This is a genomic window from Sphingorhabdus sp. YGSMI21 (assembly GCF_002776575.1).
Classification (GTDB): domain Bacteria; phylum Pseudomonadota; class Alphaproteobacteria; order Sphingomonadales; family Sphingomonadaceae; genus Parasphingorhabdus.
In genome coordinates, this window is record NZ_CP022548.1 from 555,476 (window position 1) to 578,459 (window position 22,984).

Consider the following 22,984-nt stretch of genomic DNA (forward strand, 5'->3'; position numbering starts at 1 on the left):
GAATTGACGCCCGCTTGCCAATCGTGACATGAAGCGGACATGATAGAGGCTTTTACCCGCGCTCTGGCGCAGCTCACCGACCGCGCGATATTGAAGATCCTGCTGAAGGTCATTCTGCTCACCCTGTTGCTATTCGCGCTATTCGGCGTTGCGGCCTATTTTGGCTTGCTGTGGCTATTTGCATGGCTGGGCTGGTCCGATGGCGGATTTGCCGCCGCCGCTGCCGCCGCAATCATCGCCATAATGACAGGAGTCCTGCTGTTCCGGATCGTGGCCATTTTTGTCCTCAACATCTTCTCGGACGACATTGTCGATGCGGTGGAACGGCGATATTATCCGGGACGGGCAGAAAGTGCGAAGCCGCCGGGCTATGGAGCGGGCATGAGAATGGGGCTGGCGTCCGCGGCCCGCGCGCTCGGCTACAATATTCTTGCGATACCGCTCTACGTCCTGCTGCTGGTCACCGGCGTCGGCGTTCCGATTGCCTTTTTCGCGATCAATGCCATTCTTCTGGGCCGCGACCTGCAGGACATGGTCGCGGCACGCCATGCCAGCGACCATCAAAGCCTCGCCACGGAATGGAGCCTTCCGAAGGCAAAAAGATTTGTTCTCGGGCTGGCCGCCGCGCTGTTGCTCGCCATTCCCTTCGTCAATTTTCTTGCGCCGGTTTTGGCAGCCGCTATGGCTACCCATCTGGTGCACGGAAAGAAAAGAGAATGATCCGCATGAAAGCCAAGTTTCTTGTCCTGCTCAGCCTGCCGGCGCTGGCCGCCTGCGCCTCGACCGCCACGACGCCCCGAAGCACAGGACTGCCTGCCGTGTCGGGATCGCCGCTCAGTTCCGTGGCAGGGCTGGAAATCGTCATGGGCAAGACCGCTGACCAGCTGACCCGCCTGTTCGGCAATCCCCAACTGGACATATCGGAACCACCTGCGCGGAAACTGCAGTTCGCCAGCGGTGCCTGCATCCTCGACGCCTATCTCTATCCGCAGGAAAACGGCGGAAGCCAGCGCGTGACGCATATCGATACTCGCCGCAGCGACGGCGCAGCGGTCGACCGGGTCAGCTGCGTCAATGCGCTAAGGCTGCGCTGACGCCAACTGATCAAGCGCCCAGCCGGCCGCTTCCCTGATCACGTCATCCTCATCCTCGAGCAGCGCCTGAACCGGTTGAATAAGCGCAGTATCGCCACTGTTCCCCGCTGCGATCAGCGCGTTGCGGACCATGCGGTCTCGGCCGGTTCGCTTGATCGGAGATCCGGAAAAAACCTGCCGGAAACCGGCATCGTCGAGCGCCAAAATGTCCACGAGAGCGGGCGCGGCCAGTTCGGCGCGCGGCAGAAATGCCTTGTTCGCCGCACCTGCCTTGGCAAATTTGTTCCACGGACAGACCGCGAGACAATCATCGCAGCCATAGATATGATTGCCGATTGCCTTGCGATATTTGTGCGGGATCGGCCCCTTATGCTCGATCGTCAGATAGGAAATGCAAGCCCGGGCATCTAACTGATAGGGCGCGGGGAAGGCGCCGGTCGGACAAATATCCTGACAGGCAGAACAACTGCCGCAACTGTCCCTTCCCGGCTTGGACGGTTCCAGATCGAGGGTCGTATAAATTGCGCCGAGAAACAGCCAGCTGCCATGTTCGCGGCTGACGACATTGGTATGCTTGCCCTGCCAGCCGAGTCCGGCAGCTTCGGCGAGCGGCTTTTCCATCACCGGCGCGGTGTCGACAAAGACCTTCACTTCGCACTCCGCCTGCTCGACCAGCCAGCGGGCGGTGCGCTTCAGCGCACTTTTCACAACATCATGATAATCCCGACCCTGGGCATAGACCGAAATCCGGCCGTGATCGGACACGGGCTCCAGGGCAAAGGGATCAACCGCCGGCGCATAGCTCATGCCCAGCATGACAACCGTCTGTACATCGGGCCACAGGGTTGCCGGATCGGACCGTTCGTCCGCCCGGTTGACCATCCATAGCATGTCACCCTGACGGCCTTCATCAAGCCATTGCTGCAGACGCAACCCGGTTTCGGGTGCCAGTCTGGCCGGAGCGATACCGACAGCGGCAAAGCCTTCATCCTTCGCCCTGTTTTCCAGCGCTTTGGTCAATCTTAACTTGTCATCCGGCATAGGCTTTCCCTATCAAACACTCCCGACAGTTATGAAAGCCGTAAATGCACGCACCCCATTCCGAATATGCCATCGAGGCCCGCAATATCGTCAAGAGATTTGATGGTGAAGCGGCTGTCAACGGCATCGACCTGACCATCAACAAGGGCAGCATATTTGGCATATTGGGACCGAATGGAGCGGGTAAGACCACGACCCTGCGCATGCTGCTCGGGATCATCGACCCCGACGAAGGCGAACGCTACCTGCTGGGCTCGGCGGAACCGATTTCAAAAGCACATCAGGTCGGATATCTGCCGGAGGAGCGGGGGCTTTATCAGTCGATGAAAGCCTATGACGCTATTGCCTTCATGGGCGCGCTGCGTGGACTGCCGCTCGCCGAGGGGCGCAAGCGCGGGCGCAGGATGATGGAAGATCATGGACTTGGCGATGCCGCCGACAAGCAAATCCGCCAACTGTCCAAGGGCATGGCCCAGACGGTACAATTGCTCGGCACGCTGGTTCACGATCCCGACCTGATCATTCTCGACGAGCCGTTTTCGGGACTCGATGCGCTCAACCAGGGCAAGCTCGAACGATTGATCCGGGCCCAGGCAGACAAGGGCGTGACGGTGATCTTCTCCACCCATGTAATCGCGCATGCCGAGCGGCTCTGCGAGGAAATCGCGATAATCGCCGACGGCAAAATCCCGTTCAAGGGAAAGGTTTCAGCAGCGCGGGACCGGCTGCGCCCGCAAGTCCATCTCGAAACCCGCAATCTTGACGGGCCCTGGCGCACGGCTATCCCAGCCGACTGCATACCCCTCGGACACAATTGGCATTTCACCCTGCCGGAAAGCGGTGTGGAGCTGCTGCTCCACGCACTGGTGGAAGGCGGTGCGGGAATCGAATCCCTGTCGATCGAGCGGCCCGGCCTGCACGACGCCTTTGTCGAGATCGCCGGGGAAGCGGCTGCCCGCAAGATGGACGAAGACGCCGAAGACAATGATGTGGAGGCAGCAGCATGATCGAAACAATCCGCGCCGCTTTTGTCATCGCCCGTCGCGATTTCACCGCCATCATATTTTCCAAATCCTTCTTTTTCTTTTTGCTCGGCCCTCTGTTTCCCATCGGAATCGCGGTAGCTGCGGGCGGTCTGGGAGCGCAAGTTTCTCAGGATATCGACAATCCGGTCATCGGCATTGCCATGGGCAGCGAAGCAGCGGAGAGCCTGATGTCGGCGCGGTCCCGCCTGTCGGAGAATCTGGGTACAAAAGCCCTGCCGGAGTTCATTGTCCTGGCCGATATTTCCGGACAGGAAACCGACATAATCGCCAAACTGAACAGCGAGACATCTCTGACCGCCATTCTGTCGGGGACCTTGAACAAGCCGGTGCTGACCGGCTCGGAACGCGACGTCAAGCGATGGCAGGGCAAAGTCGCCCTGCTAGCGGAAACCGCGCTGTCCCAGCCTGCCACAGTCGATATCACGACAACATTCGTGGGCCAGACGAGCAGTTCCAGCGAGCGCAACCAGTTGCTGACGGCCCAGGCCGGTCAGGCAATCCTGATATTGCTGACGATGATCCTCGCGGGCATGGTGCTGTCCAACCTGGTGGAGGAAAAGACCAACAAGATCATCGAGATCCTGGCCGCAGCGATCCCGATGGACGCAATATTTCTCGGCAAGCTTTTTGCGATGCTGGGCATGGCGCTCGTCGGAATTACGGTGTGGAGCACCATGGGCTTGTCCGTGGCGCTTCTGGCTGGCGGCAACTGGGCCGCGCTGCCGTCACCCGCCGTCGGCTGGCCCCTGTTCTGCCTGTTGCTGATCCTTTATTTTTCCATGGCCTATCTGCTGCTCGGCTCGCTGTTTCTCGGGATTGGCGCGATGGCCACCACGGTTCGCGAGGTGCAAACCCTGTCGATGCCGGTGACCATGGGACAATTGCTGGTCTTCTTTCTCGCCTATTCCTCGATCACCAAGCTGGGCGAACCGGTCGAATGGTTTGCCGTGTTGTTCCCGTTCAGCTCACCGTTCGCGATGATCGCTCGCGCGGCGCAAATGGACAATATCTGGCAACATGGCCTGGCGCTGGTCTGGCAGGCTGTTTTCACGATCATCATCATCCGCTTTTCGGTGATGCTGTTCCGCCGTAATGTGATGAAATCCGGCCAGGCTGCACGCAAAAAGGGCCTGCTCGCCCGCGTCACCGGAAAATAGTCGCGCGATTCACGCCATTTGCCGAAAAGACATTGACATTACTGTCAATAGCGGCAGATTGAACGAGTTTTGAAACGCAACCGATTGCTGACACAAGCAACGGCAGGAGAGACTTATGGCATCCGTACCGCAAATTGACCTCAATAATCTGACCACATCCCCTACCGCCGACGAGGCGCTGGAAGAATGGTACAAGACCCACCCTTCGATCGCGGACACCGATGCCAACCCCTGGGATGTCAGCCGCGCGGAACTGTACAGCAAGGATCTGTGGCGCAAGCCTTTCGCCGAAATGCGGGAACAGGCACCGATCAACAAGATCGAGGGCGGTGTGCACGGGGATTTCTGGAATATCACCACCTACAAGCCGATCCAGCATGTCGAGGCGCTGCCGGATATCTATTCGTCCGACGTTGCCCATGGCGGCATCACCATCGCGGAACCCGATTTCGACGACTCCGATTTCCAGCTGCCGATGTTCATTGCAATGGACCGGCCCAAGCACACCGGACAGCGCCGCACCGTAGCGCCGGCCTTCACGCCGACCGAGATGAAGCGGATGGAGGACGAGATCCGCCAGCGCACCGAAGAAGTGCTCGACAGCCTGCCATGGGGTGAAAAATTCGACTGGGTCGACAAGGTGTCGATCGAACTAACCACCGGCATGCTGGCAATCCTGTTCGGCTTCCCCTGGGAAGACCGCAGGCTGCTGACCTACTGGTCCGACTGGGCTGGCGATGTCGAATTGTCGGTCGCGGAAGACCTGACCGAACAGCGCCGCCAGATTCTTTTCGAAATGGGCGCCTATTTTACCAAGCTCTGGAACGAGCGGGTCAATGCCGAGCCGACACCCGACCTGATCTCGATGATGATCCATTCGGAACATATGCGCGACATGGATCACATGGAATTCATGGGCAATCTGGTGCTGCTGATCGTCGGCGGCAATGACACGACCCGCAATACCATGTCCGGTGTAGCTTATGGTCTTGGGCAATTTCCCGAAGAGCGGAAAAAGCTGCAGGAGAACCCGGACCTGATCCCCAATGCCGTGCAGGAAATCATCCGCTGGCAGACCCCGCTCGCCCATATGCGGCGCACCGCTCTGGAAGATCATGACCTGTTCGGGCATCAGATCAAAAAGGGCGACAAAGTCGTCATGTGGTATATTTCGGCCAACCGCGATGAAGAGGTTTTCCCGGAAGCCGACAAGATCATCGTCGACCGAGAAAATGCGCGGCGGCATCTGGCTTTCGGCTATGGTATCCACCGCTGTGTCGGGGCCCGTCTCGCCGAACTCCAGATCCGGATATTGCTGGAGGAAATGCACAAGCGCCGGATGCAGGTCAATCCGACCGGCAAGCATCGCCGCGTCCATGCCTGTTTCGTCCACGGCTTCCGCGAACTGGAAGTCGAGCTTTCGAAATATTGATCAGTTTCCGTTCAGGCCCCTATCTGTAACCTTTATCCGTCCTGCGTCGAATGATTCAGGAATAGCGGAAAGGATTGCAGATGAAATCGCTCAACCGGCGCACTCTTATATCCGGTACTTTGGTCGCGGCCGGAGCAGTCGGCGCTGCCAGCGTCTCGGGGCTGTTCGGCAATGCGGAAGCGCGGGCGGGCGGGAAATTCGCGATCAACCGCTCGGCAGAGGACTGGAAACGTCGCCTGGGGCCCGTCCGCTACCGTATCTTGCGCGAGGAAGGCACCGAACGGGCCTATTCCAGCCCGCTGAACAAGGAGAAACGCGCGGGTGTTTACGCCTGCGCGGGCTGCAATCTCGGCCTCTACAAATCCGACAAGAAATATGACAGCGGCACCGGCTGGCCGAGCTTCTGGGGCCCTATCGCCCAGGACCGGATCGGCACGTCAAGAGATTACAAGATCGGTTATCCGCGGACCGAAGTCCATTGCGCGCGCTGCGGTGGGCATCTGGGACATATTTTCAATGACGGCCCGAAACCGACCGGCAAGCGTCATTGCCTCAACGGACTGGCGCTGAAATTCATTCCTGCCTGAACTGCAAGATTCAGCTTTCCGGCGCGTCTACCTGCTGCCAGAATTCCAGCTTGATCCCGTCACAATCCAGGATCCAGGCAAATTTGCCATAGCCTTCGTCAATATGGCCGAGTATCTCGAGGCCCTTGCCCTTGAGCTTTTCGACATAGGCATCCAGATCATCAACGCGCAGATTGATCATGAAGCTCGCTTCGCTGGGTTTCAGATATTCGGTGGTGTCCGGGAAATGGCTGATCAGGCTATAGGGTTTGTCACCCTTTTCATCCGACCAGTTGAGCATCGGGCCATATTCGCCGTCCAGTTCGAGATAGTCCTTATACCATTTCCGTGTTGCTGCCGGGTCTTTCACCTTGTGAAAAACTCCACCGAGACCGGTGACCCTTGCCATTTAAAACTCCGTGGTTCTTATTGCCTGCGACCATCTCAATGTGCGACCATCGAGCCAAACCTATCATGGTTTAGATATCGTTAGGCAAGCCTTTTGCCGTCACCCGCCAGATTCTAAGGCCATTGTCCCGAATGTGGACAGATTGCAGCCAGTCCGGCTTTTCATCTTTCGCCAAACCGGCCCACAGGCCGTCGGGATGTTTCTTCGCATAAATGCCCAGCTCGGCTTCCCCGTCGCAGGTGACGATATAGCGGATATTGTGGGCCTCCATCAAAGGACGGGCTTCGTCCGGCGATGCGGTAAATATCCTGATCTGGTCACCCATTGCCTGATCGTTGCGATGGTGGCTGGTGGCAAGCACGCTGTGCGGGGTCAGCAGCAAAATGCGCGGGCCGAAATCAAAGGGTGCCAGAATATTGGAGCGGGGCAAGGCATTCAGCCGGGCCAGTGACTCATCGCTCCTGCACATGGCATTTTCCGGGCTGTTTTCGGGCTTCTGCTCGTCATCGCCGACACCGTTGAACAGGGCGACCGCCAGCGGCCCCGGCATGATCAGCAACACGACCGCTGCGGTGGCGAATATCCGTGCCGGCACTCTCTTTATGCCCCGGGCCCAGACGAATGCCCGATGCACCGCCCAGCCGAGAAACGGCAGGGCGAAGGCCGCCGCAACCGCGGTGGCCCGCTGGACGAACAGGGAGAGCAGCAGGGCCCAGAGAAAGGCATAGCCGAGAATGAATAATTTGCTGCCGTCAATCCGGTCGGGCCGGGTCCAGACGATGTAGATCAGGCTGCCCAGCCCGACGATGATCGAGCCGCCCAGCAGAGTGACCATGGTCTTGCCATTCTGATACCAGATCGGCAGACCTTCAAGGACATTGACCAGCCAATATTCGCGGACCAGCGGATCCATCGTGTTGAACGCTCCACCGACACATTGCGGCGCAAGAGCGTAGAATATGGCTAAAGCCGGAAGTCCGGCGACGGCCAGACTGGCAACGCGCAACGGGATATTCGCCGGCAGCCATTTGATCGCCGGCAATATGATGGCGGCCCCGGCCGCGCAGGCAAGCAGATGCGCGGGCGACAGCGCGTCGCAATAGCTGATCGCGATGTCGAACCAGCCCTGGCTACCAAGATAAAGCAGAAAACTCGCGATCAGGAAGCTCAGCAGGGTCCAGAAAAGCCGGACTCCCTCTTCGGTCCGGAAAAGCCAGCGCCAGACCAGAAGCACGATGAAAGCGGCCGATATCGGCAGTCCTTCCAGTGATATCGAAAGCCAAAGCGCAAGCGCCACGCCCAGCGCGATGCCCCCCTTGCGCTTGTCGGGCCAGAACATGGTCCACAATGCCGCCAGCGCGAGGACGATCTGCCAGCCGTGGTGATCTACCCGCATCGGCCGGATTTGCGCGACTATCGGGACAGCCGTCGCCGTCAGGGTCGCCGCGAGAATTGCGATCGGGCGATCAAAAACCTGTTCCGTGATTTTTGCAACCAGCCACATGGCGATACCGAGCGTGACCAACGGTACAATGACCATTGCCGCGGTTTCGGCGGTTGCTGCTCCCACCAGTGGCTTGAGCAGGAGAAATACGAGAGCCAGCGGCAGTTCGATCCAGCGGGGCCAGTGCATCGGCTGGCTGTCCGGTTCGCCAATCCGATATTGTGTGGTGTCAAACCAGCCTTGCCCGTTGAGCCAGTCGCGCAGCTGGACCATGCGCAATTGGTCGTCCGGATCCCAGCCAAAGCCGCTCATGATCTGGCTACGGGTGATCAGAACCAGCAGCGCGCAGACTGCGAGCCAGATCAATAATATGGGCAGGTTGCCGCGCAAGCGTTCCAAAATCTTACCCCCTGGGCGTTGAGCCCTTGGCTTTCAGATAAAGCCACGGAACGCGCTCCGGGTCAAATTGTGAACGATGATGGCGGTCGAAAAAGGGCGGCATATGGTCGCCGACCAGTAATATATCCGCTTCCGGGAAATCGCTCGCGGTAATTTCGGCGATCAGCGCCCTGTCGATATCGTCAAATATCGCGAATTGTCTGCAGATCATCGGATAGTCACGGGCCAGTTCGACCGACACTTTTTCGCAATTCTCGGCGTTGAGATTCTGCCCTGTCGGAACCGGCAGATGGGTGTTCAGGGTCAGCCAATATTGAAAGGTCGGCTGTGTCGCACGCTTCAGATTGTCAGCCAGCATCTTTGGCACCTGACGGTCGCAGGCACCAGCGAAAACCCCGCCGCACCATTCCGCGCCGCGCTGTTCCAGATCGGCGGCAAATTCGCGCTTCTGGAAGCCGATTTTCGGATACCAGGTTTCGCGCTTGAAGAACGGCCCCTTGAAACTGTGCATCGCCTGGGTCGCATAGCCTTTTTCGGCAAGCTGCGCCGGCAGACAATCGAACGTCTTCGGGTCATCGCTCTTGAGCAATTCATAATAGTCGCCCCAGCGGCCGCAAAGTTCGCGCATCTCGCCGGACGTGGTGCTGTTATAATAGAGGCTCGTACCCTGACTGACTTCATAGCGCTCCTTGACGGCGCTGCTGTTATAAAGAGCGAACAGTTTGTCGGACATCGCCTGGTTATCCTTGGGGACACCCAGCGATTCCACCATGATCAGAACCAGATGGCGCTTGCCATCGGCACGGGCGGCAAAACCCGACTTGTTGACCGCCGATTCAAAAGCCGCGCCGACCGGGGCGGGCCGGAAATAATGGCCGCGCATGCCCTCGCCGACTGCGGCGTCCGCGCCGACCAGTCCGAAGATCAACGCTCCGCCGAGCAGAATATGCAGCGGTTTGGCAAAATTGGTGTCGCGCTTGAGCAGGAACCAGCTGCCGATCAAAATGCCGAACAGGACCACTGTTGCCGCAATATATTCAATCGAATTGCCCGGCTTGATTTCGGCGAAAAACTGCAGCGAATAGACCAGCGAGTCGAGCGTCAGGCTGAACAGCCCGGATACAAAGGACAGCAGGGAATAGGTCATCACGGCTACAAAGGCGACCCACTGCACCGCTCTCGGCATACGCTTGACAATCAGGCCGACGAGTCCTGCCAGAGCGATCGGAATAGCACGCGGCGGCGCGCCGACCATCCACATCGCCATGAACGGAATATTGGCCAGCATTATCCAGACCAAAGCCCAGTTGAGAAATTTCCTGAAGTCCGGGCTGAAGCGATGCTGGGTCACCGGCGTTTCGATGGCCATATCCATATAGCTCACCGGAACACGCCATATTTGCGGGCAAAATAGACCGCGAAGAAGCTGACAGCCACCGCTGCCGCCTTGGCCAGTACCGGCAGCACACCTGCACTGGTCAGTCCGCTGACCATGCTGACGGTGATGCCCAGCCCCAGCAGCGCAGTAGCGATGAAACCAAAGCGTTGCACCTGCAATGCGGTGCCCTCGCGGCGTTTGCCGGGAAATACAAAGTTCGAAGAAATGAACCAGTGGACGACAATGCCCGCGCTGTAGCCCGCAGCCGACGCCCATCCGGGATCGAACAGAAAGGCGACCAAGATCATGAAAAGAGCCACGTCAAACGCCAGGCTGACGACGCTCGCCAGCAGATAACGTGTGATCGAGAAACGGTTGAGCAGCGCCAGCGGAGCAGGCAGATTGCCTATCCAGCTGCCGATGGTTGACCGTCTGTCTGCGCCACTGCGTTCCATCCTGCTTACGCCGCTTTGGATGGTTTGGCTTCTGGCGCGGCTTCCCCGATCCGCTTTGGCACATCGCGCATGCTTTCAAGCGCTGCAACGCGGTCCTCGCTGATTTCCTCGGCGATCACCTGCTGCGCACCTTCATCACCCGCTTCGTGATATTCGGCGTCTTCGTTGACGTTCCAGACATTCCATTTGCGGGTGCCAGCCTCGATATTTTCGACCGTCAGCATCGCCGTCATCATCGCGTGATCCTGATTATTATAGCGGTGCATGCCGTTGCGACCGACCATGTGCAGTGTCGGGAAACGTTTTTCCAGATCATCGCGCATGGTGGCGACATTCTGTTCATAGGCATCGTCATAGACCGGATAGGCCTTTTCCTGACGGACAACCGAACCGCCGACGACATCTTCAGGCTTGCACAGGCCGAGGATCGCCATTTCCTTCTTGGCGAGCTCGATCAGATCCTCGTCAGACGAGGACCAGAGGCCGTCATTTTCGAAACAGAAATATTCCAGGCCAACACAGGCGATATTTTCGTCCGGCACCATTTCGGGAGACCAGCTGCGGAAATTCTGCACGCGACCGACCTGCACGCGATCGTCATGGATATAGATCCAGTTGTCAGGGAACAGATCGTCGGATTTCACCTTGATCGCCACGGTCAGAAAATCCCGATAGTTGAGATCCTGCGCTTCCGGCAGTGACTGCGGCAGCGGGTGGATGCGGGTCGCGAGTTCGCGCATCGGCGCGCTCGAGATCACATGTTTCGCATTGATGATGGTCTCGCCATCGGCGCTGGTCGCGCTCACCCGCCAGTTGCCTTCGGCATCCTGGGCGAGCTGTTTCAGGCTATGGCCCATCAGCACTTCATTGCCCTTGGCCTCGACATGGGCCTTGGCGGCATCCCACATCATACCGGGTCCGAGGCGGGGATAGCGGAAGGTTTCGAGAAGGGTTTTCACTTCCTGTCCGTCATTGGGTTTCTTGTTGAGGCCGAGCGACCGTTTCAAGCCGTCGGTCACCGCGTTCCAGAGGCTCAATCCCTTGATCCGCTGGGCCGCCCAGTCCGCCGACATTTCGTCGCAGGGCATGCCCCAGACCTTCTCGGTATAGGTCTTGAAGAAGATCGAATAGAGCTTGTGCCCAAACTGGTTAACCGTCCAGTCTTCAAAGCTCTTTACATTCTTGTTCGGGAAGACTTTCGCTTTGGCATAGCTGAGCATGCACAAAGTCGAGCGCCAGATACCGAGGTTCCACAAGGCTTCAAAGGCGCGCAGCGGATAGCTGTAGAATTTGCCTTCATAATAGATGCGGCTCATCCGCGGGCGCTGGATGAAATCATCGGGCAGGATTTCATTCCACAGATCAACCACTTCCTGGCTTTTCGAAAAGAAGCGGTGCCCGCCGATATCGAAGCGGAAGCCTTCATGCTCCACCGTCCGGCTGATCCCGCCGACATATTTGGGGTCTTTTTCGATCACCGTGACCGAATAGCCTTTCTTGGAAAGCAAATAGGCGGCGGTCAGGCCAGCCGGCCCCGCGCCAATGATGGCGACGTCTACCGGAGAATTTGCGGGCGTGCTCTGTCTGGTCATAAAGTCCGTTCCCTGTTCGTGGCGCGCGCATATCCGCGCCGTTCATGTTTCAGAAACAGGAGTGAACGAAATTGGTTAGCAGATAGTTAATGGCGCTCTGAAATTTGCAGGCCGTCCGCGTGGCTCACTGGTCGCTGATCGGTGGCACCGGCTGCGGCGGTGCATCGATATCCACTTCGTGCACCTCGACATGGCCGCGCCCGACATGGCTCTTTCTGTAACCATAAGCATAATAGAGCAACAATCCGATCCCGCCCCATATCGGCAGGACCAGCTTTGCTTCCAGAGGCAGATTGTAGAAAAGACCCAGGCATCCGACGATGGCCAGCGGTGCGACCAGCCAGACCAGAGGCGTACGGAACGGACGATGCCGGCCCGGATCCGTCCGGCGCAGGATCAGCACCGCCACCGCGACCATCAGGAAAGCAAACAGGGTCCCCGAATTGGAAATATCCGCGAGCTTCCCGACCGGCAGGAAAGCCGCAAATATCGACACGGCGACGCCGGTAATCGCCGTCACGATATGCGGTGTCTTCCATTTCGGATGAATCGTAGCGAGCTTTTCCGGCAGCAATCCGTCGCGCGCCATCACGAAGAAAATCCGGGTCTGGCCGAACAGCATGATCAGGATCACCGAGGGCAGCGCCAGAAAGGCGGCAATACCAATGGCATTGCCGAATGCCGGCTGGCCGATGGTGCGCAAGACGAAGGCCAGCGCTTCGTGGCTGCAGACCAGCGGTTCATGGCCAGCTGTCAGCAAGGCCTGACATTGCGCGGCAAATGCGGTGCTGCCCGGTGCAAGCACATTTCCGGCTGCGTCGACGATCGGCTGCGCCCCGACCGTACCAATCGCACCGGCGGCGACCAGCAGATAGAAGACCGTGCAGATCGCCAGACTGCCGATCAGACCGATCGGCACATTGCGCTGCGGATTCTTGGTTTCCTCCGCCGCGGTCGATACCGCGTCAAAACCGACATAGGCGAAGAATATCGAGGCCGCCGCGCCGACCGCGCCAAAACCGCGGCTTTCGCCGAACCAGCCATTGGGCAGGAACGGATCGAAATTCTGCCCCTGCATCATCGGCAGAGTGAGCACGATGAACATGGTCAAAGCCGCAACTTTGATCGCCACCAGCACTGCATTGACCTTGGCGCTCTCGCTGGTGCCGATCATCAGCAGGAAGGTAACCAGCAGCGCGATGACCAACGCCGGCAGATTGATCAGCCCGCCAGGCGCATAGCCGCCAATGGTCAGCGCCGTCGGCAAATGGATCCCGGCATTGGCCAGCAAGCCGACAAAATAACCGGACCAGCCGACCGAAACCGCGCTCGCCGCCACCGCATATTCGAGGATCAGCGCCCAGCCGACCATCCACGCCAGCAACTCGCCCATCACCGCATAGGTATAGGTATAGGCCGAACCGGATACCGGCACCATTGAGGCCAGTTCCGAATAGCAGAGCGCCGCAACCGCACAGACCAGCCCGGCGATCACGAAGCTCCACATCATCCCCGGCCCGGCCTTCTGCGCCGCCTCCGATGTCAGCACGAAAATCCCGGTGCCGATGATCGCACCCACCCCCAGCAAGGTCAGCTGAACGGGGCCGAGAGAGCGGGTGAGCGCCTTTTTCTCTGCCGTTTCCAATATTGCGTCGAGGGGTTTGATACGTCCGAAAAGATTGAAAGCCATGCAGCAATCCTGTCCCGAAAAACTGCGCTTGGATTACGCCGATTTTTACAATGCGCAAGAGGGATTCGGCGGGGCTGTGCGCAATTATTCTGCGCGCCGATAGGGAGATATTTTTCGGGTCCGAACTGGTTGTTTGTCCTTCTCTCTTGAGGGAGAGAGGGGGAGTATTTTCTGACAAAAAAATTCGTCATCCTGAACCTGGCTCACGATCCGGAAAGACAGGACGCCTGTGGTCATTCCGGATGCAGGAACACGCTCAGCATGACCATATCACTCGTCAACCACCCGATCCTTCGGCCAGAACGACACGGATCGCCGTGGCAGCGGCCGGATCAGCTTCGCGTCCATGCTCTTCCTGATCAGCAGCCCGACTATGACGGCCACAACGATCAGGACAAGGAGCGATTCTTCCGGTCCGGCGGCCCCGCCGGTCATCAACCTCGACCCGACAAAGTCACTCTGCACCGGCGCCGCAGCCCGCCAGTCTTCCTGACCGGTCAACGGCAAGCCGGTCATGAATATCGTGAAATTCCAAGCGGCATGGTGCAGGCCGATCATCCAGATATTGCGGCGAACCATATACATCAGCGTCCACATTCCGCCGATCAGCGCGGTCGACAATATGCTGAGCCAGCCCCCCAGATTATCGTTGAACATATGCAGGCCGGCAAACAGCAGGGTCTGCGACACAAGCGCGACAATGGTGCCGAAATAGCGTTCGGAAATGGCGAACAGGGCCCCGCGAAACAGCAGCTCTTCCAATATGGCCGCGGCAAGAATGACCAGACCGACGCCCAGCACCGCGTGGAAGCCGGAATAGGAAATATACTGATAATAGCCCATGAGATAGAGCAGGATCATCGGTATGCCGATGATCGCAACGCCCGACAGGACGCCCAGTCCGATCAACGGGATATCGACGGCGAGATCGCTGTTGCCGGCCCGCCGCTCGATATATTTCGTGTAGATCCAGTAGCCCAGCACAAAGGCGCAGAGCATGCCGATCCGCCTGACATATCCGCGCGACTGTTCGTCAAGATCGAATAGCCCGGCAATTACCGGCTCCACCCCGAACCGAAACGCACCGGCAATGGCGGCGATAACTGCAAGCGACAGGAGAAAGCTGCCCAAAGCGCGGAGAAGATTGTGGATCATCGGCATAAACGGGACTTTCAAATTTTTGGGGGCGATCGCTCCTTCGTCATCCTGAACTCGTTTCAGGACCCCGCGAGAATTTCGCGCTTAGCCGCTCCGGATACTGAAACAAGTTCAGTATGACGAGATCACTCCTCAATCACCAGATCACCCGGTAGCACCGGCTCGCTCAGCAACCGCTCCATCGCCTTCCAGCGCCACAGCGGCGCGTCGCCCTGGGCTTCGATCCAGTCGCGGACCATTTCCATGCCGAGACCGTAGTTGATCACATAGCTGCGATATTGCTCGTTGAAATCGGTCATCTGCGCCGCGCGCTCGGCCGAGACCAGCTGATATTTCTGGTTGAGCGCAATCGCTTGGTCGCGGGTGATTTCGCCATCGAGATATTGCTGCGCAATCGTCATCCGCGCGCCGCTCAGCGCCTGTTTGGCGATTTGCACGGCCCAGTAAGCCGCCGCCGTGTCGGGATCGAGGCCGGCGAGCGGGTAAAGCACGTCGCGCTCGTAATCCAGCCGTTCCTGGCCGCTGAACGCGAGCTCGATGCCATAATTGGCAGAGCCCTCGGCGATCAGGCTCTGCGGGCTGTAAAGCGGATAGACAGAAAATTCCGTCCAGCCGCGGCCATTGGTCAGATTCTGCTCGAGCAGCATATTATAGACATGATGGCCGGGATAGCCTTCGTGGCAGCCGAGATCGACCGCGCGGCCGATAAAGATCGGCAGGTCGGTATTGACCTGGATCAGGCTCTGGTAACCGCCCTGATAATAATTATAGCCGCTCCAGCTCTTGCCGGTGACAAATTCCAGCCGGAAATTCTCGCCGGCAGGCAGGTCGAAATACCGGGCCGTCCGTGCCCTGCACTCGGCAATCGCCGTGTCGAACACGGTCTGCAACCGGTCCTTGGGGATGATATAGCCACTTTCGAAATCCGCCACCCGCTGGCTGAGCGGACCGTCTCCGGGAATGATATTCTCGATCTCCTCGAGCACCGGATCATATTCGGCCAGCGGCTTGAGATCCGGCACCACCCCGAACAAGCCCTTGGCTTCGTCGGCAAAGGAGAAGGTTTCGCCCAATATCATCGCATGACGAGTCAGTGCCGCTTCGAGTTGTGCCGACAAAAAGCCTTTGCGCGCTTCGGCCAGGGGAGACTCTCCCTCCGGCAACGCATCCAGCCGTTCCATCAGGACAACTATCGCGTTGCCCAGTTCGCGCATGTCGCGGGGATCGGATTTCGCTGCTTCCGCCCATTTCGGAGGACCATAATAGGCGTCGACATAGCCAGGCTCCTGCTCGCCCAGCGCCAGCGTCAACTTGACATAATCCGTCGCGATGGAATCGAGCGCATTCGCTGCTTTCAGCCGCGCCGTATCGGTAATGACCGGCGGCGCTGCCGGCCCGGTTGCCGCCGCCGGGCCGGCAATCGCCAGGCTGGCAGCGGCAGCGAGCCCGAACATCCTCACAGGGTGTCTTTCAGCTTCTTCACCGCTGCATCAGGAAGGACGTCCAGCAATTCCTCGGCCTCGCCCTCGTCCAGCGATTTCAAATGCCGGTCCTGCGGTGCAAAGCGAAGGACGCAGTAGCCGACAACGGCTGACAGAAGGGAGCCGCCGAGCACACCGATCTTGGCTTCCTCGATCAGCAGTTCGTTTCCGGGGAAAGCCAGCGCTCCGATGAACAGGCTCATCGTGAAGCCGATCCCGCAGAGCATGGCAACGCCGTAAACCTGCAGCCAGCTCGCTCCACCCAGCCGGCCGGCAAAACCGGTTTTGACCGCAATCCAGACGCTGGCGAATATGGCGATCTGCTTGCCGAAGAACAGACCGGCAGCGATACCGAGCGGCAGCGGCGCAAAAATATGTTCGATACCAATGCCCTGGAGCGACACGCCGGCATTGGCAAAGCCGAATATCGGTACGATCAGGAACGCACTCCACGGCGCAATCGCATGTTCCAGCCGGTGTAGCGGTGAATGTTCCGCATCCGGCGAGGTGGGTGTGACCACGATCGGAATGACCATCGCCGCCAACACGCCGGCTATGGTCGCATGGACACCGGACATCAGCACCGCATACCAGAGCAACCCGGCAAAGATCAGATAAGGCCAGAGCTTGAGCACCCCATTGCGGTTCATCGTGTACATGATCGCCAATATTGCGGCGCTGGCAAGCAGGGCTGCACCGTTGATCTCGGCCGTGTAGACCAGAGCGATGATCGCCACTGCCCCCATGTCGTCAACGATCGCGACGGTTACCAGAAACAGTTTGAGCGAGGTGGGCGCGCGCGGTCCGAGCAAGGCCAGCACCCCGATCGCAAAGGCGATATCGGTAGCAGCCGGGATCGCCCAACCATTGTAAAGCGCGGGAATATCTTGCACAATTACAAGATAGATAAGCGCTGGAACCGCCATCCCGGCCGCAGCAGCGACGACCGGCAGACGCCGACGATCCCAGCTGTTGAGCCGGCCATCGACAAATTCGCGTTTGATTTCCAGCCCGACGAGCAGGAAGAAGATCGCCATCAGTCCGTCATTGATCCACAGATGCGGAGTCATCGGTCCCAATTTGCTCGACAGGGTCGGGCCCTTAATCTCGTGCAGAAAATGGTGGTACATGTCGTACAGTGGACTGTTGGCGACGATCATCGCCAGCGCGGCAGCGGCCATCAGCAATATGCCGCCCGCCGCTTCGCTTTTCAGAAAGTCGCGAAGCGCTGAATTTCTACCTGAGCGTGGCACTATTTTTTTCTCCCTTGGGGGGTCTGTCTCGGAATTACGATTTTCCGGGTCATGCGCAGGCCGGAGGGTAAAATCAAGACCTGTATGCAGCGAATTTGGCTCTAGACGGCGACCAGATCTCGAACTTCCGCCGCAATGGTATAGCTTTTCTCGCGCGCTGCCTGATCGAAGATCGAACCGGAGATGATCAGCTCATCGGCCCCGGTCCGTTCAACGAAGCGATCAACCCCCTGCTTTACCGTCTCCGGCGAGCCCACAGCGCTGCCCTGCATGATCTGTTCGAGCATCGATTGCGCCTGGGGCGGCAAGCTTTCGCGATAACCTTCGACCGGTGGCGGCATCTTGCCCGGATTGCCGGTGCGCAGCGCGACAAAGCTCTGCATCATCGAACTGGCAAGATATTCCGCTTCCGCGTCGCTGTCGGCGGCAAATATATTGAATCCGCACATGACATAGGGTTCGGCCAGTTGCGCGGACGGCTTGAAATCACGGCGGTAGATCCTGAGCGCCTCGTCGAGCATCTGCGGTGCGAAATGCGAGGCAAAGGCATATGGCAACCCTAGGGCTGCCGCCAGTTGCGCGCCGAACAGGCTGCTACCGAGAATATAGAGCGGGATATTGCTGCCCTGCCCCGGTGTCGCCTGGATGCCCAGCCGGTCATCCCCGGCCAGAAAGGCCTGCAGCTCCAGTACATCGCGCGGAAATTCATTCGCATCGCTGTTGAGATTGCGACGCAAGGCCTGCGCGGTGCGCTGGTCCGATCCCGGCGCGCGCCCCAGACCGAGATCCACCCGCCCCGGAAACAGGGCCTCCAGCGTGCCGAATTGTTCGGCAATCACCATAGGGGCATGATTGGGCAGCATGATGCCGCCGGCACCGATGCGGATTGTCTTGGTCCCGTGGCCGATATGGGACAGAGCGACGGCCGTGGCGGCACTGGCAATACCCTCCATCCCGTGATGTTCGGCCATCCAGAACCGCTCGTAGCCCAGCGCCTCACCATGCCGGGCAAGCGCCAGCGACCGGTCGAGCGCGCTTTTCACATCGCTGCCCTGCGGCACCGGAGAGAGGTCGAGAATAGAGAATTTCATCTTGCCTGCCATATATTCACGTTGCTCCTGAAATACCAAGTGAAGTCTATAGCGCCTTATATCAACTCCCGGGAAAATATCGGCGGGTGGGGAAAAATGGCTTTATCTTCGGATTTCATCTATGTAAATTCGTGTAAACCACCGCATTTTCAGAACGATTCGAAACACTCTATGACCAGGAGAGCCGTGCGAACATAGTTAGAAGGGAACTATCTATGCTATCTCCGATCAGCGTTGAAACCTTGATTGGCATCTATCTGGTCCTCGCCTTTTTCTTCACGGCCCTTTTTGTACGCTTTTCCGGCCAGTCCGCCCTCGCCAGATCGGTGCGGCGCCATTTCTATGTTTTTCCTATAATCCCGCTGATAGCCATTTTTGCCCTGCTGCTGAAAATGGCCTGGTACATGTTCATATATCCGGTCCGCCTGCTGCGGTTCCTTTTTGAGAAACTGTCGGGCAAAAAGACACTACGCAAACGAAAATATTACGCCTTCTTTTCCGGCCGTTGAAAGCGGCAAGTCCCGCGTTTCACCGATCGAGATCAACGAGCCAGTTGCCCTGCCACTTTGATCGCATAGCCGTCCGGCACCTTGCGAAAGCCCAGCGTCGGCAACAGCAGGGTCCAGGCGCGGTCGCTTCCCGACAAGGACAGTCGCGCGGTGTAGAAGCCGTTCCCCTGGAGCTTCAGCGTCAGCTGTTCCATCCCGGACCCGCTTTGCAGCGGCAGCACCAGCACCCCGTCCTGACATTCGGCATTGCCGAGCAACCCCTGTTTGAGATTCAGCCCCGGGATATTGGCGTCGAGCGATACCCGCACCTGACCACTGGCCGATTGACAGCGACCGCCGGCGAAGCTGATGCTGACTGTCTGCAGTTCAATCGCAGAGGCCGGCAAGGGCGCCAGCTGGCTGCCGAGGCCCAGCACAGTCGTCAAATCCTGCACCAGCAGACGGTTTCCGGCTTTGCCGACCGTCGCAACCAATCCGGGATCGCCGGCTGCCGGCGACCGTTCCAGATCCATCAGCACCTGGCCCGTCAACAACGGCAAAGGTCGCAGCCCGGCGTCGAGATCGCCGAGCGAAAACGGCCCGAGTTGCGCGCCTTTGATCCGGCCGCTCCAGACCGAGCCGCTGATCGTCTTGGCCGAGAAACCTGTTTCCTCCAGCCCCGCCCATCCGACGGCAAGCCTCAGCGGCAGAAAGAACAGCGCCACGGCGATCACCGCCAACAAGATCAGAACATAGGTCAAGACGCGCGGCACCTGCTTTCCTTCGGATCAGAGTTCGGGGGAAAATTGGTCGAAATAGGCAAAAATATCCTCTTCCGTCCGGCTCGCCGCGTTGCGCCATTTGGGAGCGGACTTGCGGTTAAGCAACACACCTTGCGGAGACAGCACCAACACCGTCGGTGTCCCCTTGATTGCCTGGATCCCGAAACGCCGGGCAATATCGATATTGCGGTCTTTGAAGCCGACATCGACATAGACGATTTCATATCGGGGCTCGAGCATCGCGGCAAAACGCGGCTGTAAAAACCAGCCCGCCAGCCCGCGGCTGTCGTGACACCAGTTGGCGCCCATGACGACAATCACTCGTTTTTCGGCGAGTTGTGCCCGTGCTAGCGCTGCGTCGATGAGCGCCGATGCGTCTGCTTCCTGCTCAAAAGGCCGGGCTTCCGGATGATCACCGCCATGCGGTTCTGCCGCCACCGCGGATATCGGAACAAGGGCCAGACCGGCCAGAACAAGCAGCAAAAATCTCATCCACCGGCTATTACACTTCCAGCGGCGTGAGGGAACAGGCTTTTGTCAGACCAAGGCCACGCTTCATCGCCGGGAAGCTGCGCACCATCGCCGCGCTCATCGCCAGCTCGAAACGGACATCCCGGCCATATTGCGCCTCGATCCGGTCACCCAGTTCGAAAGCATCGGGCGACTGGGTCGCGATCGCCTGACCGAAGCGGAAGGCCAGCGCTTCCTCCCCCGGCAAATTGTCCGGCCCCTTGAACCAGGCGTTGACGGTATCTTTCGGGACATCATCGGCGAGCGCCCAGTTCGCGCAGGTGATCGCGCAGGGCCCGCAATCCTCGACCATATTGGCCCCCATCCGCGCGGCGTGGAACAGCAATGGCGGCGCCGCGTGCCGGTGCATCGAGGCGGGAAGGAAATGCATGAATTTTTCAAGCGCATGACCGGGCGCGGCGGCGATTGCATCATGATATTCACGCTCGCTTTCCTCTGCCTGTGCATTGGCGAGTTTGAGAAAAAGGGATTTGGGAATACCGGCCGGCGCGATCCGCTGCCGCGCGAACAGGATAGCAAGTGCCAGGAACAACAGCAGCGGTGGCCCCAGAACGCCGGGCGCATCGGCAATAAAGGCATCCGGCGAGCAAATCCCGACTGACACTTCGTAAATGTGCAATATGCCGTGCAGCGACAGCCACAATGCACCCGCCAGAGCCGCCAGCCAACGCATGTGGATATTGACGCTCGCATAGAGCAGGATCACGCCGCAGGCCACGTAGGCAATCCCGATATCGCGGATGAAATGCTGGTTCGGCGGGCCGGTGGTAATCACCGTCGGGATCGCGACATACCAGTCGAGCGGCGCGATGATCATGAACAGGCCGAAGAACAAGGCAAACAGGCCAACCCCCAGCACCAGCAGCTGGGCGATACGATCAAGCCAGTCCGGTTTTCCCATCAGCATGCAATTTCTCCTTCAAAATGCCCCGAGTCCATGTTATTCGGATATTTATTGTCCGATTTATAGAGAGAGTCAAGACGTGCAGATTTCCAAGGGCGTCGAATGGGCTGCCCATGCCGCGGTAATGATGATTGCGCTACCGGAGGGTCGCGGCCTGAAAGCCGAGGCGCTCGCCCGCTATCACGAGGTACCGACCGCCTATATGGCGAAGCAATTGCAGGCGCTCAGCAAGGCGGGGATCGTGCAATCCTCGCGCGGCGCCCATGGCGGTTACCGGCTCGCGAAAGCTGCCACGGATATCACGCTGTGGGACATAACCGCCGCGATCGAAGGCCATGGCCCTGCCTTCCGCTGCACCGAAATCCGGCAGAACGGTCCCTGTGGCTTGAAGAAGAAAGACTGTAGCAAGCCCTGCCAGATTGCCTCGGCTTTTGCAGTCGCCGAGCGCGCGTTTAGGGACAGTCTGAAAACGGTAACAATCGCGGATTTGGGCGCGCAGGTTGTACAGAATTCAAGGCCCGAACATCTGTCCGATGTCGGCCATTGGCTCGAGAGCGAGACGATGCCGCTCAGCGAAAAGACGTAACCGGCCGCCTGCGCCTCTAGCTGCGCAGATGGGTGTCGAAAAAGGCCAGCGTCCGCTGCCAGGACAGGCTTGCCGCTTCCTCGTCATAGCGCGGCGTCGTGTCATTGTGGAATCCGTGATTCACATCAGGATAGAAATGGACGCTATATTCTTTCTGATGCTCCGCCAGAGCCGCCTCATAGGCAGGCCATCCGGCGTTGATCCGCTCGTCATTGCCAGCATGATGGATCATCAGCGGTGCCTCAATTGCCGGGACATCGGCGGCTTCCGGCTGGCGCCCGTAATAAGGCACCGAGGCGGCAAGGTCCGGATAGGCCACCGCCAGCGCGTTACACACGCCGCCGCCATAGCAGAAGCCGACCGCACCAACCTTGCCGGTCGAACCGTCATGGTCGCGCAGAAATTCGAAAGCGGCGAAGAAATCTTCCATCAGCTTGGCGCCATCGAGCGTGCGCTGCATCGCCCGTCCGTCATCGTCATTGCCGGGATAGCCGCCCAAGGGTGACAATCCATCGGGCGCCAGCGCCAGATAACCGGCCTTGGCCACCCGCCGTACGACATCCTCGATATAGGGATTGAGCCCGCGATTTTCGTGGATCACCAGCACCGCCGGCAGTTTGCCCGTCGCTCCCGCCGGTTTCGCCATCAGCGCGTTGATCTTGCCATGGCCTTCCGGACTGTCGTAGCTGATCCGCTCGGAGGTGATCGCCGGATCATCCGGTTCCACCTGCGCCGCCCAGGCATAATTCGGTTGCAGCTGATCGAGGATCATCGCCCCGGTCACGCCGGCGGCAGCAAATTTCCCGGCCTGCCTGATAAAGTCGCGCTTCGAGATCAGGCCATGCACATAGCCGTCAAAAATTTCGAGAATATGCGGGTGAAAGTCGCTTGCGCGTTTGCGGGTCGAAGTCATGATGGATCATCCTTCAGCGAAAATGGGCAGAAACTCGCCAGAGCATAGCAGAGAATGCATTTTTGCAAATGCCGTTCGTGCTGAGCTTGTCGAA

General features: G+C 58.9%; 23 protein-coding genes. 8 read left to right on the forward strand and 15 right to left on the reverse strand.

The features are described 5' to 3' along the window. Window positions 1–39: 39 nt before the first annotated feature. Both CHN51_RS02570 and CHN51_RS02575 read left to right on the forward strand, forming a co-directional pair. Entirely contained in the window at window positions 40–720 is a 681-nt protein-coding gene (locus CHN51_RS02570) for an EI24 domain-containing protein (RefSeq protein WP_100092613.1), read from the forward strand. Beyond that, window positions 717–1,094 (forward strand): hypothetical protein, encoded by a 378-nt coding sequence (locus CHN51_RS02575; RefSeq protein ID WP_240616838.1) that lies wholly within the window; start codon window positions 717–719, stop codon window positions 1,092–1,094. The genes CHN51_RS02570 and CHN51_RS02575 overlap by 4 nt, the downstream gene beginning before the upstream one ends. On the opposite strand, the gene queG is transcribed toward CHN51_RS02575, so the two are convergent. Next, on the reverse strand, window positions 1,080–2,135 hold the full coding sequence (gene queG / locus CHN51_RS02580; RefSeq protein ID WP_100092614.1) for a tRNA epoxyqueuosine(34) reductase QueG: 1,056 nt from the start codon (window positions 2,133–2,135) through the stop codon (window positions 1,080–1,082). The genes CHN51_RS02575 and queG overlap by 15 nt on opposite strands. 44 nt (window positions 2,136–2,179) lie before the next feature. Between queG and CHN51_RS02585 the strand changes: the two genes are divergently transcribed. The 4 genes from CHN51_RS02585 (at window position 2,180) to msrB (ending at window position 6,357) form a co-directional block, all read left to right on the forward strand. After that, entirely contained in the window at window positions 2,180–3,142 is a 963-nt protein-coding gene (locus CHN51_RS02585; RefSeq protein ID WP_100092615.1) for an ATP-binding cassette domain-containing protein, read from the forward strand. Next, entirely contained in the window at window positions 3,139–4,338 is a 1,200-nt protein-coding gene (locus CHN51_RS02590; protein ID WP_100092616.1) for an ABC transporter permease, read from the forward strand. Before CHN51_RS02585 ends, CHN51_RS02590 begins: the two co-directional genes overlap by 4 nt. 115 nt (window positions 4,339–4,453) lie before the next feature. Then, window positions 4,454–5,770, forward strand: coding sequence for a cytochrome P450 (locus CHN51_RS02595; protein ID WP_100092617.1), 1,317 nt, complete (start codon window positions 4,454–4,456; stop codon window positions 5,768–5,770). A gap of 80 nt (window positions 5,771–5,850) precedes the next feature. Next, complete coding sequence (gene msrB, locus CHN51_RS02600) at window positions 5,851–6,357, forward strand: peptide-methionine (R)-S-oxide reductase MsrB (RefSeq protein ID WP_100092618.1); 507 nt, start codon at window positions 5,851–5,853, stop codon at window positions 6,355–6,357. A 10-nt stretch (window positions 6,358–6,367) separates the two neighbouring features. On the opposite strand, the gene CHN51_RS02605 is transcribed toward msrB, so the two are convergent. The 10 genes from CHN51_RS02605 to CHN51_RS02650 all read right to left on the reverse strand — a co-directional run bounded on the left by CHN51_RS02605 (window position 6,368) and on the right by CHN51_RS02650 (window position 18,698). Beyond that, window positions 6,368–6,745 carry a VOC family protein gene (locus CHN51_RS02605; RefSeq protein WP_100092619.1) on the reverse strand — a complete coding sequence of 126 codons (378 nt, stop codon included), beginning with the start codon at window positions 6,743–6,745 and terminating at the stop codon, window positions 6,368–6,370. A gap of 70 nt (window positions 6,746–6,815) precedes the next feature. Further along, a complete protein-coding gene (locus CHN51_RS02610) occupies window positions 6,816–8,588 on the reverse strand; it encodes a hypothetical protein (RefSeq protein ID WP_100092620.1) in 1,773 nt (590 codons plus the stop codon). 4 nt (window positions 8,589–8,592) lie between these two features. Further along, window positions 8,593–9,963: a sulfatase-like hydrolase/transferase gene (locus CHN51_RS02615; RefSeq protein WP_240616933.1), complete on the reverse strand. Its 1,371-nt coding sequence runs from the start codon at window positions 9,961–9,963 to the stop codon at window positions 8,593–8,595. A 5-nt stretch (window positions 9,964–9,968) separates the two neighbouring features. Further along, window positions 9,969–10,421 carry a GtrA family protein gene (locus CHN51_RS02620; RefSeq protein WP_100092622.1) on the reverse strand — a complete coding sequence of 151 codons (453 nt, stop codon included), beginning with the start codon at window positions 10,419–10,421 and terminating at the stop codon, window positions 9,969–9,971. Window positions 10,422–10,426: 5 nt separating this feature from the next. Beyond that, window positions 10,427–12,013 (reverse strand): NAD(P)/FAD-dependent oxidoreductase, encoded by a 1,587-nt coding sequence (locus tag CHN51_RS02625; protein ID WP_100092623.1) that lies wholly within the window; start codon window positions 12,011–12,013, stop codon window positions 10,427–10,429. 124 nt (window positions 12,014–12,137) lie between these two features. Next, a complete protein-coding gene (locus CHN51_RS02630; protein WP_100092624.1) occupies window positions 12,138–13,703 on the reverse strand; it encodes an amino acid permease in 1,566 nt (521 codons plus the stop codon). 270 nt (window positions 13,704–13,973) lie between these two features. Next, window positions 13,974–14,864 (reverse strand): CPBP family intramembrane glutamic endopeptidase, encoded by an 891-nt coding sequence (locus CHN51_RS02635; RefSeq protein WP_100092625.1) that lies wholly within the window; start codon window positions 14,862–14,864, stop codon window positions 13,974–13,976. Window positions 14,865–14,986: 122 nt separating this feature from the next. Further along, window positions 14,987–16,315: a hypothetical protein gene (locus CHN51_RS02640; protein ID WP_100092626.1), complete on the reverse strand. Its 1,329-nt coding sequence runs from the start codon at window positions 16,313–16,315 to the stop codon at window positions 14,987–14,989. A gap of 2 nt (window positions 16,316–16,317) precedes the next feature. Then, on the reverse strand, window positions 16,318–17,595 hold the full coding sequence (gene nhaA / locus CHN51_RS02645) for a Na+/H+ antiporter NhaA (protein ID WP_100092627.1): 1,278 nt from the start codon (window positions 17,593–17,595) through the stop codon (window positions 16,318–16,320). 101 nt (window positions 17,596–17,696) lie between these two features. Beyond that, a complete protein-coding gene (locus CHN51_RS02650) occupies window positions 17,697–18,698 on the reverse strand; it encodes an LLM class flavin-dependent oxidoreductase (RefSeq protein WP_100092628.1) in 1,002 nt (333 codons plus the stop codon). Window positions 18,699–18,901: 203 nt separating this feature from the next. Here CHN51_RS02650 and CHN51_RS02655 point away from each other — a divergent pair, with 203 nt between their 5' ends. Further along, window positions 18,902–19,195 carry a hypothetical protein gene (locus CHN51_RS02655; protein WP_100092629.1) on the forward strand — a complete coding sequence of 98 codons (294 nt, stop codon included), beginning with the start codon at window positions 18,902–18,904 and terminating at the stop codon, window positions 19,193–19,195. 32 nt (window positions 19,196–19,227) lie between these two features. Here the strand turns inward: CHN51_RS02655 and gspN are convergent, their stop codons facing one another. The 3 genes from gspN to CHN51_RS02670 are packed head-to-tail and all read right to left on the reverse strand — an operon-like array spanning window position 19,228 to window position 21,394. Beyond that, window positions 19,228–19,947, reverse strand: coding sequence for a type II secretion system protein N (gene gspN, locus CHN51_RS02660; protein WP_100092630.1), 720 nt, complete (start codon window positions 19,945–19,947; stop codon window positions 19,228–19,230). A gap of 15 nt (window positions 19,948–19,962) precedes the next feature. Further along, on the reverse strand, window positions 19,963–20,448 hold the full coding sequence (locus CHN51_RS02665) for a thioredoxin family protein (RefSeq protein ID WP_100092631.1): 486 nt from the start codon (window positions 20,446–20,448) through the stop codon (window positions 19,963–19,965). Between the two features lie 10 nt (window positions 20,449–20,458). Further along, a complete protein-coding gene (locus CHN51_RS02670) occupies window positions 20,459–21,394 on the reverse strand; it encodes a hypothetical protein (RefSeq protein WP_100092632.1) in 936 nt (311 codons plus the stop codon). A gap of 76 nt (window positions 21,395–21,470) precedes the next feature. On the opposite strand from CHN51_RS02670, the gene CHN51_RS02675 reads away from it, so the two are divergent. After that, a complete protein-coding gene (locus CHN51_RS02675; RefSeq protein ID WP_164088970.1) occupies window positions 21,471–21,977 on the forward strand; it encodes an Rrf2 family transcriptional regulator in 507 nt (168 codons plus the stop codon). A 16-nt stretch (window positions 21,978–21,993) separates the two neighbouring features. On the opposite strand, the gene yghX is transcribed toward CHN51_RS02675, so the two are convergent. Continuing rightward, window positions 21,994–22,890, reverse strand: a complete 897-nt coding sequence (yghX, locus tag CHN51_RS02680) for a YghX family hydrolase (protein ID WP_100092633.1) — start codon at window positions 22,888–22,890, stop codon at window positions 21,994–21,996. Window positions 22,891–22,984 lie beyond the last annotated feature (94 nt).